The 16,739-nt window shown below is 51.8% G+C and carries 22 protein-coding genes, 1 tRNA gene and 2 pseudogenes; 5 read left to right on the top strand and 20 right to left on the bottom strand.

The features are described from left to right. The first annotated feature begins 4 nt into the window (after positions 1-4). On the top strand, positions 5-325 hold the full coding sequence (locus BLW97_RS05130) for a hypothetical protein (RefSeq protein WP_024894745.1): 321 nt from the start codon (positions 5-7) through the stop codon (positions 323-325). A gap of 128 nt (positions 326-453) precedes the next feature. Here BLW97_RS05130 and BLW97_RS05125 read toward each other — a convergent pair whose 3' ends face one another. Together BLW97_RS05125 and BLW97_RS05120 are read right to left on the bottom strand one after the other, a co-directional pair. Further along, a complete protein-coding gene (locus BLW97_RS05125) occupies positions 454-1,047 on the bottom strand; it encodes a CBS domain-containing protein (RefSeq protein ID WP_024894746.1) in 594 nt (197 codons plus the stop codon). An 86-nt stretch (positions 1,048-1,133) separates the two neighbouring features. Beyond that, complete coding sequence (locus BLW97_RS05120) at positions 1,134-1,700, bottom strand: YbhB/YbcL family Raf kinase inhibitor-like protein (protein ID WP_024894747.1); 567 nt, start codon at positions 1,698-1,700, stop codon at positions 1,134-1,136. 35 nt (positions 1,701-1,735) lie between these two features. Here BLW97_RS05120 and BLW97_RS20370 point away from each other — a divergent pair, with 35 nt between their 5' ends. The 3 genes and pseudogenes from BLW97_RS20370 (at position 1,736) to BLW97_RS19940 (ending at position 2,533) form a co-directional block, all read left to right on the top strand. Continuing rightward, complete coding sequence (locus tag BLW97_RS20370) at positions 1,736-2,014, top strand: hypothetical protein (protein ID WP_423230360.1); 279 nt, start codon at positions 1,736-1,738, stop codon at positions 2,012-2,014. A 19-nt stretch (positions 2,015-2,033) separates the two neighbouring features. Continuing rightward, positions 2,034-2,162, top strand: a pseudogene (locus BLW97_RS05110) (Hsp20/alpha crystallin family protein); the annotation flags it as partial. Positions 2,163-2,233: 71 nt separating this feature from the next. Beyond that, a complete protein-coding gene (locus tag BLW97_RS19940) occupies positions 2,234-2,533 on the top strand; it encodes a helix-hairpin-helix domain-containing protein (protein ID WP_242947704.1) in 300 nt (99 codons plus the stop codon). Between the two features lie 224 nt (positions 2,534-2,757). Here the strand turns inward: BLW97_RS19940 and cls are convergent, their stop codons facing one another. After that, positions 2,758-4,188 (bottom strand): cardiolipin synthase, encoded by a 1,431-nt coding sequence (gene cls / locus BLW97_RS05100; RefSeq protein ID WP_075322539.1) that lies wholly within the window; start codon positions 4,186-4,188, stop codon positions 2,758-2,760. An 842-nt stretch (positions 4,189-5,030) separates the two neighbouring features. On the opposite strand from cls, the pseudogene BLW97_RS05090 reads away from it, so the two are divergent. Further along, positions 5,031-5,210 (top strand): annotated as a pseudogene (locus tag BLW97_RS05090) (transposase); the annotation flags it as partial. Between the two features lie 436 nt (positions 5,211-5,646). Here the strand turns inward: BLW97_RS05090 and BLW97_RS05085 are convergent. From BLW97_RS05085 to BLW97_RS05010, 17 genes are all read right to left on the bottom strand, one after another. After that, a tRNA-Ser gene (locus BLW97_RS05085) sits at positions 5,647-5,737 on the bottom strand. A gap of 104 nt (positions 5,738-5,841) precedes the next feature. Continuing rightward, complete coding sequence (locus BLW97_RS05080) at positions 5,842-6,207, bottom strand: PilZ domain-containing protein (RefSeq protein ID WP_075322538.1); 366 nt, start codon at positions 6,205-6,207, stop codon at positions 5,842-5,844. Beyond that, on the bottom strand, positions 6,191-7,192 hold the full coding sequence (locus BLW97_RS05075; RefSeq protein ID WP_075322537.1) for a DNA polymerase III subunit delta': 1,002 nt from the start codon (positions 7,190-7,192) through the stop codon (positions 6,191-6,193). Before BLW97_RS05075 ends, BLW97_RS05080 begins: the two co-directional genes overlap by 17 nt. Beyond that, the gene (tmk, locus tag BLW97_RS05070; RefSeq protein ID WP_207650559.1) at positions 7,189-7,854 is read right to left on the bottom strand and encodes a dTMP kinase; all 666 of its coding nucleotides are present in this window, start codon (positions 7,852-7,854) and stop codon (positions 7,189-7,191) included. The genes BLW97_RS05075 and tmk overlap by 4 nt, the downstream gene beginning before the upstream one ends. Further along, on the bottom strand, positions 7,851-8,858 hold the full coding sequence (gene mltG / locus BLW97_RS05065; protein ID WP_075322536.1) for an endolytic transglycosylase MltG: 1,008 nt from the start codon (positions 8,856-8,858) through the stop codon (positions 7,851-7,853). Before mltG ends, tmk begins: the two co-directional genes overlap by 4 nt. Further along, positions 8,858-9,691 (bottom strand): aminodeoxychorismate lyase, encoded by an 834-nt coding sequence (pabC, locus tag BLW97_RS05060; RefSeq protein ID WP_242947702.1) that lies wholly within the window; start codon positions 9,689-9,691, stop codon positions 8,858-8,860. Before pabC ends, mltG begins: the two co-directional genes overlap by 1 nt. A 26-nt stretch (positions 9,692-9,717) precedes the next feature. Beyond that, the gene (fabF, locus tag BLW97_RS05055) at positions 9,718-10,959 is read right to left on the bottom strand and encodes a beta-ketoacyl-ACP synthase II (protein ID WP_075322535.1); all 1,242 of its coding nucleotides are present in this window, start codon (positions 10,957-10,959) and stop codon (positions 9,718-9,720) included. A gap of 38 nt (positions 10,960-10,997) precedes the next feature. After that, positions 10,998-11,246, bottom strand: coding sequence for an acyl carrier protein (gene acpP, locus BLW97_RS05050; protein ID WP_010639790.1), 249 nt, complete (start codon positions 11,244-11,246; stop codon positions 10,998-11,000). An 84-nt stretch (positions 11,247-11,330) separates the two neighbouring features. Then, positions 11,331-12,080: a 3-oxoacyl-ACP reductase FabG gene (gene fabG, locus BLW97_RS05045; protein ID WP_075322534.1), complete on the bottom strand. Its 750-nt coding sequence runs from the start codon at positions 12,078-12,080 to the stop codon at positions 11,331-11,333. Beyond that, entirely contained in the window at positions 12,080-13,015 is a 936-nt protein-coding gene (gene fabD, locus BLW97_RS05040; protein ID WP_075322533.1) for an ACP S-malonyltransferase, read from the bottom strand. The genes fabG and fabD overlap by 1 nt, the downstream gene beginning before the upstream one ends. Before the next feature lie 54 nt (positions 13,016-13,069). Next, on the bottom strand, positions 13,070-14,014 hold the full coding sequence (locus BLW97_RS05035) for a beta-ketoacyl-ACP synthase III (protein WP_075322532.1): 945 nt from the start codon (positions 14,012-14,014) through the stop codon (positions 13,070-13,072). Continuing rightward, positions 14,011-15,036 (bottom strand): phosphate acyltransferase PlsX, encoded by a 1,026-nt coding sequence (gene plsX / locus BLW97_RS05030; protein ID WP_010639782.1) that lies wholly within the window; start codon positions 15,034-15,036, stop codon positions 14,011-14,013. Before plsX ends, BLW97_RS05035 begins: the two co-directional genes overlap by 4 nt. 37 nt (positions 15,037-15,073) lie before the next feature. Beyond that, positions 15,074-15,259 (bottom strand): 50S ribosomal protein L32, encoded by a 186-nt coding sequence (gene rpmF / locus BLW97_RS05025; protein WP_010639780.1) that lies wholly within the window; start codon positions 15,257-15,259, stop codon positions 15,074-15,076. Between the two features lie 14 nt (positions 15,260-15,273). Beyond that, on the bottom strand, positions 15,274-15,735 hold the full coding sequence (locus BLW97_RS05020; protein WP_031572318.1) for a YceD family protein: 462 nt from the start codon (positions 15,733-15,735) through the stop codon (positions 15,274-15,276). Between the two features lie 84 nt (positions 15,736-15,819). Further along, positions 15,820-16,056: a hypothetical protein gene (locus tag BLW97_RS19750; protein ID WP_207650558.1), complete on the bottom strand. Its 237-nt coding sequence runs from the start codon at positions 16,054-16,056 to the stop codon at positions 15,820-15,822. A gap of 23 nt (positions 16,057-16,079) precedes the next feature. Further along, complete coding sequence (locus tag BLW97_RS19745) at positions 16,080-16,379, bottom strand: HipA N-terminal domain-containing protein (RefSeq protein ID WP_207650557.1); 300 nt, start codon at positions 16,377-16,379, stop codon at positions 16,080-16,082. Beyond that, complete coding sequence (locus BLW97_RS05010) at positions 16,369-16,629, bottom strand: helix-turn-helix transcriptional regulator (RefSeq protein WP_031572319.1); 261 nt, start codon at positions 16,627-16,629, stop codon at positions 16,369-16,371. The genes BLW97_RS19745 and BLW97_RS05010 overlap by 11 nt, the downstream gene beginning before the upstream one ends. Between the last annotated feature and the right edge of the window lie 110 nt (positions 16,630-16,739).

Here is a 16,739-nt window from a genome sequence, read left to right as displayed (position 1 = left end):
AAGAATGTTTTTCTGGACTTTGTTTTTTGCTTTTTTGTTCACTACAATGGCTGGATTATCTTTGTTTCTTTTGGATGTACGCCGTAATAGGCTCGCCGCATGGGTACTGGTTGTGACGCTTCTGCTCATGGCAGGGCAGCAATGGTCACAGGTGTTTTCTGTTACTGCTACAAAAGCGATTAATCACCCAGGAATTTGGCTTTCGTTCTGGCCAGGCATCCTGGGGATTGCTGCGGCAGCTATTCTCGATGTCCGATGGTGGGCGCGACTATTATTCATGGGAGCAGGTTTTTTGGGGATTGCCTTGGCTGTTCTTAAGATATAGCAAGTCAGCACTGCCATCTCTAACAAGGCCAAAGGTAGAAGTTGGTGCCAGTGACTAGGTTCTTTTCGGAGATTGCCACGGTTGCTAAAATGACATGGCTATTACGCCATCTGGAATCTCTCTAGCCCCTAATCATCCCGCGAAAGAATATGCTCCAACTCGGAAAAACTTTGCACCGCGTCACTGACCGAAAGTTCAAGATCGAGTTGACGGGCAATTTGGCTGATGGAAAAAACCCCTCTGATTTCCGTCTGCTGCATCCTATTCTCTCGAACCAAAGCATGTTGGCGACCCGCGTCACGCAAGGTAAGAACAATGTCCCCTACCATGGAACGCTCTACTTCAGACAAATCCAACACATCGATTTGATGTTGACCGATCATCACGTCCTGCACTGTAATTTCATCCCGAGTCAGGCCTTTTTCTGCCGCGATACGAATCGGCTTCTCTCCTGTGAGATCTCGAGCCGTTACCAATCCAATCAGGATGTCCGCATCGTCCAGAACAAAGAGCATCCGAACGCCCGTGTGAATCATGTGTTGTAAAGCATGATCGATAGATGCTGAGGCTTTGGTGGTAACGGCGGGAACGCGATGCAGGTCCGTCATACAATGGATAGCCGGGTCTTCAGGTGACACTTTGAGCGGAAGCCCGTCATCCATTAGACATAAGCGCGAACCCGGTGGAAGTCTATAATGTTTCAATGCCCGAAATGCCTTCATTACCGTATCTCCTATCATGCTTCACGATAACCCGCTCAAATCAGTTTGCAGGGGTGCTCGATTGGTTTGAATGCCAGCAATGCCTCTCATGGGCTGGACTTTACCGGTTCATCTCTATCCAGAGCAAAGTGCCCGGAGAATTCGGCATGATCAAGTATGTGCCACAAGTTGTAAAACTCTCTGGCTCGACGATCTGTGGCTGGAGGGATATCCAGTTGATCGGCCTTTCTTCCTGGTGTGCGAAGCTTGGCCTTCACCATCTCCCAGTCGGCCCCTTCCGGAAGCCCCAGTGAAGCCTTGTCCGTGGCCATTAACAGAAAGTCGTAATGCTGAAGCTGGTGACTGGCCGCTCCTTCTGGAGGTTTGTACCCCATAAATCCAAAGCTGTTACGTCCTGAAAGGATACCTTCAGGCAGAGGACCACCTTCATGGATCCCTTCAATGCTTGGCGGAATATCGTAGAGTAGCCAGTGAATACGATGTTCGCTATCCGCTTCGCGATGTTCCATAAGGAGTATCAGACTTTTGGTTCCTTCTGGCACGTGTTGCCAGAAAATAGGCGGGGTTGCTCCGTCTCCCTGTTGCGTAAACCGGCGAGGGATCCAGTCATCAGAATCAATTCCGGTACTGAATACTCTCATTGGGATAGCCATGTGAATCTCCTTTCTCAGCAGAAAAACAAGTCGGAATGGCTTCCGGTAAACCAGAAGCCATTCCAGATCGCTCAGGAAATGGTGATCCTCTTCCGCTTGGCGGATTCCGTTTTTGGCAGTACCAATTCAAGTACACCATCTTTAAAGGTCGCCTTTACCTGATCACTATTGATATCCACCGGAAGTTGAATCGTCCGGGAAAACTCGCCGTAATGCCGTTCACGATATACATAGTTCGCGTCTTTTTCCGTTTTCTCCTCTTGTTTCAAACAAGAGGAGAAAACGGAAAAAGACGCGAACTATGTATATCGTGAACGGCATTACGGCGAGTTTTCCCGGACGATTCAACTTCCGGTGGATATCAATAGTGATCAGGTAAAGGCGACCTTTAAAGATGGTGTACTTGAATTGGTACTACCAAAAACGGAATCCGCCAAGCGGAAGAGGATCACCATTTCCTGAGCGATCTGGAATGGCTTCTGGTTTACCGGAAGCCATTCCGACTTGTTTGTCTGCTGAGAAAGGAGATTCACATGGCTATACCAATGATAGTATTCAGTACCGGAATTGATTCTGATGACTGGATCCCTCGCCGGTTTACGCAACAGGGAGAAGGAGCAATCCCGCCTATTTTCTGGCAACACGTGCCAGAAGGAACCAAAAGTCTGATAGGGATCGGACCCATTCGCCGGGAACGGATGGTTACCACCTGGGCAGACCAGAAAGTAATCCGGGAGATCATGCTGTTCCTGCATACCCATGGTGTTGGGACCGCCCGCGCTGTGCGGATTTTTAAAACTTATGGCATTGCTGCTGTTCGGATAATGTCATAAGAACCCTAAAGGCTGGCTCGGGACATACACGAAAGAGGCTTCAAAACGGCCGGTACCATCGCCATCAAACGAGTATCGCACAAAATGCACCCATACGGATACGGGCAGGTATTTCCTATGCACTGATGATAGAAGCCAGGGTTGCTACCTGATATTCGGCCTGTAATGCATGGCGATAAGCCTAATAGTGGAAGGAGATGTTCATCTCATTGTAATAAACTGCATCATAAAAATGGGGAAAATATGCGTGTGCAACCATCAAATAGCCGATGGTGAAATGGCCGTTTCAAGTATTCGGCATAAGTAAACTGTGTTGCGGAATTTTGATGCGTGCGGAATAACGTATTTATTTTATTGACGAGCAGCGCATTATAGCATTCAACATTGAATTCAAAATTAAGCCGAAGACTGCGTTCATCCCAGTTACCAGAACCCATTAATAACCATTGATCATCCACTATCATCAGCTTAGAATGGTTAAAAGGTGGAGGACATAACCATAGGCGTGCGCCATGCTCAAGGATCTCGTTGATGGTTCCCATAGTGGCTGCTAGTAATATTTTACTGTTGTTTCTGGGGATAAAAATGTCCACTTCAACCTGACGATTAATAGCATCACCAATCGCTGCAATCAACACCTCATCAGGGATGAAATACGGTGACATGATTTTGACCGATTTTTGCGCCACGTTCAGCGCGGTGAGATAGGAACCTCGTAAGCGTTCCTGCTGTTCATTCGGTCCAGCAGCAATGCCACGCGCCAGCACTCTACCTTCATGCGGGATTTCATCTTCCTCTAAAAACCATGGTTCGCCACGCAAAGTCTCCCCGGAACTGTAAAGCCACTCATTCACAAACACCGTTGACAGTTGCGCCACTATTGGTCCAGTAACCCGAAAATGCGTGTCCTGGTGCACCGCTTCATCCGGGTTGGACGACCAATAATCGCGATGTATATTGAATCCTCCAGTAAATCCGATGCGACCATCTACAACACAGATCTTCCTGTGACTCCGTAAATTTAGGAAAATAAACTGGCGAGCCAACAATGGTGAGTTGAATAACGCAAAAGGAATGCCTGCATTACGGAGTGCATGAACTACAGATGGACGTGTAAGATGTGCCATCACTCCATCCAGTAGCACGCGAATTACAACGCCACGAGCGTGGGCTTGACGCAATTCAGAAATAAATTTCACTCCAATGCCATCAGCATGAAAAATATATGTCATTAGCACGATAGATTTTTTTGAATTAGCAATAGCTTCTAACATGGCATTATAGGCCGTATTACCAGTAAATAATGGCTCAATCTCGTTTCCATCAATCAGGCTTTGTTCTGCAAGTCTATGAATGGATTTTGCTAGAGGAATGTAATACGAAGAGATTTCATGAACATCTAGTTTGCCTTCGGTTACAATGAACTTTTCCAAAGTAGGATGGTTGTACCGGTGCAATCCCTTCCGCATTCCAACCGCTTTGCGTTTGACGCGATTGATCCCTAACATAAAATAAAAGAAAACCCCTAAATAGGGAGCCAGCCATATAATGACCAACCATAATGCAGCGGCCAATGGGTTACGCTTGTTCAGAACAACTTTTATTGAAGTAATTATGGAAAGCACAACATAAGTTAGCCATAGAAATATAAGCATATAAATATTTTCCTAACCATGGTTTCATTGGAGAAAGCTCCACCAGCAGACAATACCAGAAATATGTTTCTATAAATTTAAAATATTTCTCCTTATGCTCATTTGTAAACATTGAACATAATTTATAGTGGTTTTAGGTGGCGGTTCATCAGAGCGCAGTTACTCTCGGAAGGGCGGCGGAAATTCGCTCAGAAAAAGAATGAACTAATACAGGTAACAGATCAACCATTGCCTACTTAAAGTTTCCATATCGGATCAGTTTGAGCGAAAGATGTCGGCCCCGTCAACCCAAATTGGGTGCCCACCTCCGCTGAACTGACATTATTCATTCGATAGAATTTGGTTTTCTTCGCTGATGGAGGTTTACTCTACGGGTGAAACACAAAAATACCAGTAATATTCCTCTCGGAGACGCTAAAGACCATGATCGACATAAATGAGCGACTACGCCACTGAATATCGACGCACGAAGATTAAGCGACGCGGCAGGTAATTGCGGCTCCGCCTAACCACAACCACTTTTCAGTTTTACATTAACCTAGAAAATGCAGTTACGGCCCGCCAACGGCTGGAAAGGCCCCCGGGGGGTCCATGGTTTTTGGGTAATTTGCGCGGCAATATAGCTGACGAGAAGTGTCCAATGTGAGCGCCCAATGTACTGTTCCGCAGTCTGCCGAACCATCCGTAACCTTCTGCGAATATTCTCGATTCCACGTTCTACCTTTTTATGTGCAGCATGCATGGGCGTCAGGTAAATCTGAGTCTGACCTGCATGTTTCGTGCTCCGGCCTATGGCGGACAACAGCAACGGGGGCTGGTGATGGCTTCTTTGCGGATACCCGGGAAGCCGTAACCATCCTCTCTCTGAATGCCAGCAGCGGCGAAACCACAACATCGCCAAAGTACGGGCGCGGGTAGAACACGTCTTTGCAGACATGGAGCAAATGGGTGGCAAGCGTATTCGGACCATCGGCCAGGTACGTGCAAGCTTCGCCGCGATGACCATGATGGTCGTGACCTAAAACATCAAACGCCTAGCCTTTCTCGAAAAGGGGCCAATCAGGGCAGCAGTATGCCCGTAATTCAGAAAATCATGGAAATATGGCCATGAAAAATACCGCTTACTACAAAATCCGTAGGAAAATGTCCTGAATCCTGATTCTTGAAGCTAATATCCGTCAGGAAAGCAAGTTTTTCGAACTGCCCAAGGAGTCAACGGCAAATCCCCTCACGAATACCGGGATGAGTTGCCTATCGCTTCAACCGATGCTTCTGGGAGTCTGAGTTGCCATTGCGCCCGCTCAATGCCTGTATGGAGCTCACGCCTGTCCGGCTGAAAGCTGAAAAGGTTAATAGGAATGTACGAAGAAGAATTTTCACCGAGTAAGATCAGAGGCAAGATCAACTAACTTTGAAAAAATTATTTTTGATATAAATCAGTTTCTTATATTATTTTTTTGGCGGAGAGGGTGGGATTCGAACCCACGGTACCCTTTTGGAGTACACAGCATTTCCAGTGCTGCACCTTCGGCCGCTCGGTCACCTCTCCTGAGGCTGCGAAGTGTAACCCAGACCTTGCTCAAAGAGCAATGACCGGAAACCTTGGTACCCGCAACTTCAAAACCTGATACTGAAAGCCTGATGATAATTCTGTCAAAAACTCAGCACCGCATCACCACCATGGGTGGGCAATCCAGACAGGGCATTCTGAATGCGCGTGAGTACCCCTGAGCGATCATTCTGAAACTGGACGCCGATGGCCGGTGGCCGACCATCGCGGTTTTCCACGGGGGTGACCCAGATAACCTTACCCATCACCGGGGCGCGGGGTTGGCTGTCGGGCAGGGTAATCATCAGCAGCACTTCAGTACCCATGGGAAGAAGATTAGGTGTTTCCACCAGTAATCCGCCGCCCTTGATAGCAGACATAAAGCAACGCTGAACGGCCTGGGGATCACGCAATACTACAGACAACGCGGTAGCCGCGCCTCCCGGTTTGGGCTCAGTTTTGAATTCCATGGGTTTTCCTCCTTGGCCACAATTTCAGCCAGTCCAAAAGCAACTTTTCCATGACCATCATCCCGTTACTGTTTTGGGACAGGGTCAATGGCAGTTGCAACCAGCCATCCAGGTTGGACTGCAGCGCTTCCGCCGAAATATCCGGAGCTTTCAGTCGCAACTCTTCTAGATAGTCCAGGTCAGCGATTCTGTCCAGCAGCCCCTGTCGCAATCGCATAAAATCGGCGAGGACATTCAGTACCATCTCCCGGATCAGGGGTAGATCTGAACTTTTGCTCCATTGCTCCGCAAGTTTCAGGGCCGCCACGACCCCCTGCCCAGATAAATCCAGCAAACTACGCAGCCATTGCTGGCGCTGCTCCAGCCAACCGGCCTCCCAAAGCTCCAGGGCGCGCAAGGGCCGATTGCCTAATTGACGGAGCAAAGCGCCGCTATTTTCTGCATCCACACCCTGCTGTTGCAGCCAGTGCATGGACTGCACCATCTGCATTTCCGGCAGGGGAATGCGCTGCAGGCGGGAGCGAATGGTAGGCAATAGACGGGAAGCCTGTTCACTATGCAAAACAACGTGCGCACGGGTGGGGGGTTCTTCCAGGGTCTTTAGAATGGCGTTGGCGGCTGCCACCGTCATGGCTTCGGCATTATCGATGCGCAACCAGCGCGAGTTGCTGACCTGCGGCGTGTACTGAATCCATTCCATGGCCTGACGCAAGGTATCAATGGCTATCTGCTTACCCGGCTCAGGGGCGGCTACCCATAAATCCGGATGAGAGCCTTCCGCCAGCAACTTGCACGAACGGCATTGTTCACAGGCAAACCCTTCGTCAGTCGGCTTGAAACACAACGTGGCGGCCTGCAGCGCATCAAGATGCAGGGGCAGCAGAGAACCGGATTCACCGACTGCCAGCATGGCCTGCGGTAATCCGGAGGCCAATAAGGCCTGGATGGGTTGCCAGGATTGGGGATCTGGCTGCAAAGTTTTCATGAAAAATGCTTACGCAAACGGGGAGCCAGGGCCTGCTCCAGCGCGGCATGCACCTGATCCATAGGGGCTGAGGCATCAATGCGGATGATCCGCTGGGGTTCGGCCGCCCGACGTTGGGCAAACACGGCCCGCGCTTTGGTAAAAAATGGGGTCTGTTCCTGTTCCAGACGATCTGGCCGCCGGTCACGAATACGGGCGGCGCCGAGTTCCGGGCTAACATCAAACCAGAAAGTCAAATCCGGTGCCCGGGTAATGCCAGCCCAGCGCGCCAGTTCGGCAATACGCTCTTGAGGAAATCCCCTGCCCCCACTTTGATAAGCATAGGTGGAATCTTCATAACGGTCGCAAAGGACGATCTTACCGTCCGTCAGCGCCGGCTGAATCCGGTTTAACCAATGGTCGCGTCGCCCTGCATAAAGCAGAAGTAACTCCGCTTCCACATCCAGGGCCAATTCCGGATTCAAAAATATGCTGCGCAAGGCTTCACCCAAATGACCACCACCCGGCTCGCGCGTACGCTCCACGCTCAATCCCTGAGCTTCACAAAAAGCTGCCAGCACTGGTATGGCAGAGCTTTTGCCAGCGCCCTCAATGCCTTCCAGGGTGATGAACATTCCCGGCGTGATCGTGGATTTCTGAATAGTGGATGCCTGAGCTGTCATGAAAGCGTCCTCGCAGTAGGTTGCAGATAGCGTTTTATCTGCTCAATATGTTGCTTGTAGCTGGTCGAATAATGGTAGGCATTCCCCTGGGCAATAAAATACAGATCGTGGCTGTCACTCGGATGCAATACTGCCTGCAGACTACTCATGCCGGGCATGGCAATGGGCGTTGGCGGGAGTCCTCCATGCAGATAAGTATTATACGCACTGGGCACGTGCATATCCTGCGGCGTCAAATGCCCCTGATAGTGCTTGCCCAGCGCATAAATCACCGTCGGATCTGACTGCAGTGGCATTCCCTGGCGTAATCGATTCAAAAACACGGCTGCTATATGCGCCTGTTGTGCGGGAGGCGCTCCTTCCTTTTGCACCACAGAGGCCAGAATGAGCGCCTGATAGGGGTTTTTTAAAGGTAATCCGGGGGCACGTTGTGACCATAAATGCTGTAAATTGTCATTCATTCGATGATAGGCGCGCTTTAGAATACTCAGGGCTGAAGTCCCGGGAACATAGCGATAACTGTCGGGGAAAAGCCAACCTTCGGCACTGTCCTGGGCGCCGATTCCTGCGGCAGCCAGTTGTTGCGCGGCCTGATCGCCCGTCGGAAGTCCATGCAGGTTCACATAAGGAGACTTTAAACGCAACTCCTGAAGAATCAGCGACAAATTCCAACCGGGGATAATGACCACATTGAGTGGCCGGGATTGCCCATGTATCAGACGTTGCAGAATATTCTCCTGCGAAACATGACCCTGAAAATCATATAGACCCGCCTGCAGCACTGGACGACCGGCCAATATCCAGGCCATACGAAACATCTGCGGATAAGGCAGAACACCCGCCTTGTGCAAAATCTGAATACTTTCCAATGTGCCACTACCGAGCCGGATAGGGACCTGCTTTCCCGGCTTGGGAAAAGATTGCGGCAAGTACATGGTCACACCGTAATAGCCCAGCGGAGCGAGAATAATAACCAGCAGCAAAGTCAGGATTATGCGCCGCATCAGGTTGGACCCAGCCCGAGTGTTGCCTGCCATTGCAGTATTTTGGCACTGATTTTACCCTGGCTACCCTCCAGGTTACGATCCTGAAAACGCCTGACCGGCCAGATACCAATCAGACTGTTACTGAAAAAAATTTCCTCGGCCTCGATCAGGTTTTCTGCCCGATAATCCCCGATTTGGCAGGGAATGCTCGATGTCTGCAACCAATTTAAAATCGCCTGACGCTGGATTCCGGCAATACCCCCCTCCTCCAGTGAGGGTGTATGGACAATGCCCGCAGCAACCCAGAATAAATTGGACATAATCCCTTCGCGCAAAAAGCCCTGCTGATCGAGGACGATGCCCTCGGCGTATTCCTGCGGCAAGGCATTACGGGCCATGACCTGATTCAGACGATTCAGGGTTTTCGCTGTCAGATAAGGGGCTCCGGTCAACAGGGGAACCGAGCAAATATCTGCGATAATCCCCGGATGCCAATAAGCTGCACTACGCTCGGGCCAGTCCGAAGCAAACAGATAACGGGCGACGGAGACATTGCGGGGAATACCATAACCCCCTCCCGGACCACGACTTAAAATCAATTTGAGAACGTAGCGATCGGGTAAAGAAACATGCGCTTGCAAGCGCTGAAAATCTTCAAGCCACGGCAATGAGCCGGGTAGATTCATCTGCAATAATTGCGCGCCTGCCTGAAGGCGTTGGAGATGCTCATCCCAGAACAGGGGTTTACCCTGAATGATGGGGATGGTCTCAAACAGACCATCCCCATAATGAAAAGCGCGATCAATAGCAGCCGGACAGGCTCCCGATTGTTGCGGGACCCCATCCATCATCACGGCCTGCACGCGCACTGAACGGATTAGTCGCTATGGCGGCGAAATACGAGGGTGCTGTTGGTACCACCAAAACCGAAAGAATTGCTCAAAGCGACATCTACGCTTTGCTGGCGGGCTTGCAAGGGGACGTAGTCCAGATCGCAGCCTTCATCGGCTGTATCCAGATTGATGGTCGGCGGCAATATGCCATGATAAAGGGCAAGCGTGGTAAATACTGCCTCCACCCCCCCCGCTGCACCCAGCAAATGACCAGTCATGGATTTGGTGGAACTCATGGCTAAAGATCGCGCATGCTCTCCAAATACGGCATGCACAGCTTCCGTCTCGGCACGATCGCCCAAAGGGGTGGAAGTGCCGTGGGCATTGATATAACCCACCTGTTCCGGCTGGAAACCGGCATTATGCAGTGCGACACGCATACACCGGGCTGCCCCCTCCCCGCCAGCTGCGGGCTGGGTCATGTGATAGGCGTCGGAACTCATACCATAGCCAGCCAGCTCCCCATAAATACGGGCACCACGCCGCATGGCAAACTCATATTCTTCAAGGACCAAGATACCGGCACCTTCACCTAAGATAAAACCATCACGATCCTTATCCCAGGGCCGACTCGCCTTTTCGGGCTCATCATTGCGGGTCGAAAGAGCGCGAGATGCTGAAAAACCACCCAAGCCCAGTGGGCTGATGGCGGCTTCGGCACCGCCGGCGATCATGACGTCCGCGTCCCCATATTCGATGAGCCGAGCGGCATCACCGATGGAATGGGTACCCGTGGAGCAGGCCGTAGCCATAGCAATATTCGGGCCTTTGGCACCATACATAATGGAAATATGTCCCGCGACCATGTTCACAATACAACGCGGGATGAAAAACGGTGAAATACGTCTGGGGCCGCTATCCGTAACAATTTGGTGTTCGGACTCAATACCAGGCAAGCCACCAATGCCGCTGCCAATCGAAACACCTACCCGTTCAGCAATATCCGGACTGATTTTCAGGCCGGAATCTGCAATGGCTTCCATCGCTGCCACAATGCCGTAATGAATGAACAAATCCATTTTTTTTGCATCTTTGCTGGGAATGTATTGGGTGACATCAAAACCGCGTACTTCTCCGGCGATTTGCGAACTGTAAGGGGCAGGATCAAAACGTGTGACGCGACCGATACCACTACGTCCCCGCACAATGGCATCCCAAGCCGCAGATATACCGATCCCCACAGGGGAAACTATACCCAGCCCTGTAATGACAACGCGTCTTTTCAACGGTCGGTTCTCCTCATGTTCCTGAAATAGACGATGTCTCAGGCATCCTTGGCGGGCATGTGAGAGGATACATAATCAATAGCCTGCTGCACGGTAGCAATTTTTTCAGCTTCTTCATCAGGAATTTCACAGTCGAATTCTTCTTCGAGGGCCATGACCAGTTCCACGGTGTCCAAAGAATCGGCGCCCAGGTCATCCACAAAGGAAGCCTCATTGGTCACTTCATCTTCATTGACACCCAACTGCTCGACTACTACTTTCTTTACTCGTTCTGCCACATTTTCCATTTGGGAGAAACTCCTTTGCTGGTTAAAAATTATTGTCGGCGAGATTGGACCACAGGGGTGCAGTCCTGTAAAGCCAACGTTACCTTATCCCATCCACATGCCACCATTGACATGAAGAATTTGTCCGGTGATATAACCGGCTTGCGGGCTGGCCAGATAAGCCACAGCCCCCGCCACATCGTCGACACTACCCAGGCGACCTACAGGAATTTGCTGTAAAAGCGCTTCCTTATGGGCCTCACTTAAACCTTCGGTCATATCGGTACTGATAAAACCGGGAGCCACACAATTGACTGTCACCTGACGGCCAGCCACTTCTCTGGCCAGGGCACGCGTAAAACCTGCTACGCCCGCTTTGGCCGCCGCATAATTACTTTGTCCGGCGTTACCCATGCTGCCCACCACCGAAGTTATGTTGATTATACGGCCAAAACGCGCCTTTAGCATATCGCGCAAACAAATTTTGCTGAGGCGATAAACGGCGCGCAAATTGGTTGCCATCACCGCATCCCAGTCTTCATCTTTCATGCGCAACAGTAACTGGTCCCGAGTGATTCCTGCATTGTTAATCAGAATGCTGGGCGCGGCATGCTCACTTTGAATTTTTTTCAGGCAGGCATCCATCGCCGCATCATCCGTGACATCCAGAACAACCCCGTGTCCTTGGATGCCGCTGGCCTGAAAATTTGCAGAAATGGCCTCAGCCCCCTTGCTGGTGGTTGCTGTAGCAATGACCAGGGCGCCTTCATTGCCGAGCACCCGGGCTACTTCCTGACCAATACCGCGACGGCCTCCGGTAACCAGCGCGACCTGATTTTCCAGTGTGCTTCCCATCAAACCAGCTCCAGAGCAGCCTTGAGGCTTTTACCATCTTCTACATGCAGCATGGTCAAAGAAGGTTCAATCCGCTTGCCAAGACCGGATAAAACCCGTCCTGGTCCCATTTCCACAAAGGTCAGGGCACCCTGGCGCGCCAGATAACGAATGGTCTCGGTCCAGCGTACCGGACTGTATAATTGCTTAGCCAGAACGGCACGAATACTATCGGGCGTGTTATGACTCAGCACGTCAGCATTGTGGATCAGCATGGCCTTCGGGGCGCGGAAAGTGACCGACTCCAGCACTGTGGCAAATTGTTGAGCCGCTTCATTCATCAAACTGCAGTGACTGGGGACACTGACCGGCAACAGAACGATCCGTTTGGCACCGGCAGATCGGGCCGCTTCAACCAGTCTTTCCACTGCGGCGGTTTCGCCAGCCACCACGACCTGTCCGGGCGCGTTAAAGTTCGCGGCAGAAAGGACATTATCCTGAGCTTCCTGGGCACAGAGCCGCTTGAGATCATCATCCGCCAGACCAATGACCGCAGCCATTGCACCGGCCCCCTCCGGTACCGCTTCCTGCATCAAACGACCACGTTCGGCCACCAGGCGAACCGCATCGGCATAATCCAGCGCGTCGGCGACTACCAGCGCCGTATATTCACCCAGGGAATGCCCGGCGACAAAATCAGGATAAGCACCGCCCTCTTCCTCCCACACCCGGTACACCGCATATCCGGCAGCCAGCATCAGGGGCTGCGTCCAGCGGGTCTGGTTGAGTTTTTCGACGGGACCATTCTGACTGAGAGCCCAGAGATCTTCTCCCAATACGGCAGAAGCTTCTGCAAAAACCTCCTGGACCAGAGAATGGGTAGACGCCAGATCGGCAAGCATTTGAACAGACTGGGAACCCTGACCGGGAAATACAAAGGCGATAGAGCCGTGCAATCGAAACTCCTCCTAAAGCAAACTGTCAGTTGATGCCCTTGGGCAAAATAAACTTCAAGCCCAACGCAACAACGCCGAACCCCAGGTAAAACCACCGCCGAAGGCTTCCAGCAGAAGATTTTGCCCGGCCTTGAAGCATCCCCGCCTGGCTGCATCATCCAGTGCCAAAGGCACCGATGCTGCAGAAGTATTACCATGATGTTCCACCGTCGTCACTACCCGATCCATGGGCATATTCAATTTATCGGCCGTAGCCTGGATGATGCGGATGTTGGCTTGATGGGGTACCAACCAGTCAATATCCTCTGCACCCATTTGGTTTTCTGCCAGGGTTTCCTGAACAATATCCCCCAGCGTGCGCACGGCCATACGGAAAACAGCATTACCCTGCATGGTCAATTGATCGCGGCCTTCCGGAACCTGCAGCAATTCGGCATAGGCTCCATCGGCATGAATATGCGTAGAAATGATACCGGGTGTCGAATCTGCACGTAAGACCACCGCGCCCGCTCCGTCTCCAAACAAAATGCAGGTCGAACGATCGGTCCAGTCGACAATGCGGGACATGCTTTCCACCCCGACTATCAGGGCCGTTCTTACCGTACCACTGCGAATAAACTGATCAGCCGTAGCCAGAGCATAAATGAAACCGGTACATACTGCCTGCACGTCAAAGGCCGGCGCGCCACGATTACCCAGTCGGGCTTGCAACAGACAGGCCGTACTGGGAAAAATCTGATCGGGCGTGGTAGTCGCGACCAGAATGAGATCCAGGTCTTCAGCCTGAATATCCGCATCCCGTAAGGCTTGCCGGGCGGCGTGCTCGGCCATGTCAACGGTTTTTTCGTTTTCTGCAGCGATATGCCGCGAACGAATACCGGTACGCTCAAAAATCCAGGCATCACTGGTGTCTACCATCTGTTCGAGATCGGCATTATGCATGACGCGCTCGGGCAGATATCCGCCAGTAGCGGCAATACGACTATAAATGGGATTCACGCGCTGTTTCGCACCACAGGGTTGAGGTTTTCCTGAATGACTTCGGCAATATGCAAGGTTAAGCGGTGCTTGGCTTCGGCAATTCCGACTTCCACCGCTCGCGCAAAGGCGTAGCGATCGGCATTACCATGACTTTTAATGACAATCCCATTCAGGCCCAGCAAGGTCGCCCCGTTATACTGCCGGGAATCCAGACGTTTTCTGAGTCGCTGCAAGATGGGCCGATTGACCAGATAAGCCAGCTTTCCATAAATCCCTTGCGTGTAGCTGGCGCGCAACTCGTGACTGATCATGCTGGCCAGTCCTTCTGAAGTTTTCAGCGCGACATTCCCCACAAAACCATCACAAACGACCACATCTGCAACGCCGCGATAAATGTCCGAACCTTCGACATTACCAATGAAGTTGAGCCGTGCCGCACGCAGCAGCAAAGAAGCTTCCTTGACCTGCTCATTACCCTTGATTTCTTCGGACCCGATATTGAGCAGGCCGACACGTGGTTTGGCCACACCCATCACCCGTTCGGCGAGAATCGAGCCCATGACCGCGAACTGAAGCAGATGTTCAGGGTGACAATCCACATTGGCACCTAAATCCAGGGCCAAAAACCGTCCTGTGGTAGTAGGCAGGAAGGCGGCAATCGCCGGACGATCAATACCCGGAATAGTCCGCAAAAATACTTTACCCATAGCCATCAAGGCACCAGTGTTACCCGCACTGACCACCGCATCGGCATGCCCGTCGCGAACCAGGGCAATGGCTATGTGCATGGATGAATCGCGTTTACCCCGCAATGCCTGGGAAGGTGCCTCATCCATACCTATCACCTGACTGGCATGGTGGATTTTCACCTGCTCCGAATCCTGAAGGTGCATGCGTTGCAATTCACTTTTCAGGATATGACTGTCCCCGACCAGATGAAAAGTGACATCGGGATAATTTTGCAGCAGATCCTTGATGGCAGGGATTACCGTCGAGGGGCCACTGTCTCCGCTCATGGCGTCCACCGCTATATGCGGCATGAGAACAAGCTCGCGTTGTGCCGGTTCAGCAAGTCACTCAGGCTTCCACAGACTTCTTGACCATTTCACGGCCCTTGTAGAATCCGCACTCGGGGCAAACGTGATGAGGTAACTTGGCAGCGCCACAATTCGCACAGACCGAGCGGTTGACGGTTACCAGAAAATCATGGGCACGACGCATATTACGACGTGAATGGGAAGTTTTACTTTGTGGTACGGCCATGTCTCAAATCTCCATTAATCAACAATAATAAATGCTTCCAGTCCGGATACCGGACAAGTGCCGGATTGCCACTCCGCACAACGCGGAATCATGGGCAAAGCCAGCAGAACCTCGTCTTCCAACCACACCTGCAGTGCCACAACACCCCTATCGGCCAACACGATGTCCAGATCCGGATCCAACGTGCTGACCATCTCTTCGGTTTCAGCCAGACCGCTATGCACGGGCACCTTTAAAGATAAAGGCATGTTTCCCAGGCAACGCTCACAGCGAATTTGTCCAGAAACCTCTATAAATCCGTCTGCCAATACGACTGAACCATTTCGCTGCAAATCCAGATCTGCCTGCACCGATTTCACTTCTGCCATCGCCGCCGCCAGACGACTCCAAGCAGCAAGATCAACCGGACCTTCCAGGCGATCACCAGGGCCGGTCACTTTGGTAAGATGCAGACTGTTGGTTTTAGCGGAAAACATAAGCGCGGCATGTTAGCGATGACTGCGGATTAAGTAAAGTATTTCATGAGATGAAGGTCAACTACCCTGTCTTGAATCTGCGTATCATTCAACACGAATTGATGACGATTTCAGGATGTGGGAACTAGGCGTGCCATTGAGGGGCAGCCCGATGCACGCACCACCAAACACCACCGGAAGTTTGTCTTGAGCACCAGCCAAAGAAAGCCGCAAGCCATCTTTTCCTGCCAACATGGGGTGACGCGGTAATTCATCCAGGATGACCACGACTTCCGCGTCGCTCAGCCATTGAACGTCATCGCCGCCTGTCGGAACAGGCATAGTCTGCCCCGGCTCAAGGAAGGTCACAGCCCCGGCACATTCGCCACCGATGTGGTCCAGCAGCGCAAAGTCGTTCTGGTCAGACACCTGAACTGCTGCGCAATCAAGCGGCGCATTTGCCCTTCGGGTAGAAGACCCGCAAAAAAGGGGCGCGTTTTGCGGTCGTCTAACGGCTCCGTTTGCAGGGGCAGCGAGGCGGACAAGGCAATGGCGTCTTTGTGAGTCAGCCAACTGGGAGCGTAGCAAAAGCTTAGCCGCCCATCGACCAGCGCCAACGTGCCGACACGATCGGCGAAAAGCCAGACTTCCAGTTCATGCGCCATGGCCGTCATCCTCTCGTTGAGCGTCGGAAGCAGCGGATGGCAATCCACTCAACTGAAGCTCACCACCCAGAGCATCAATGACCCTCAGCACATTTTCCAGCCGCAAGGTGGGCTTGCCTGCTTCAAGGTCGACAATGAAGCGCACGCCCACCCCAGCTGCCAGCGCCAACTGGGGCTGGGTCAGCCCGAGTTGTTTGCGAGCTCCACGCAGTGCATCGCCGAGTTGTTGAGGTGATCGAATGAATGGCATGGCTGACTCAGTTTCCTGTTCGGGAAATTGTCAGTCAAAACCGGACTAAGTGCAAGCGATATTTCCCGATCGGGAATGTTTAGTGCGGTTAGGGCATGATTCGGTCTGCT

It is taken from the genome of Acidithiobacillus albertensis (assembly GCF_001931655.1).
GTDB lineage: Bacteria > Pseudomonadota > Gammaproteobacteria > Acidithiobacillales > Acidithiobacillaceae > Acidithiobacillus > Acidithiobacillus thiooxidans.
This window is presented reverse-complemented; position numbering and strand designations above follow the sequence as displayed.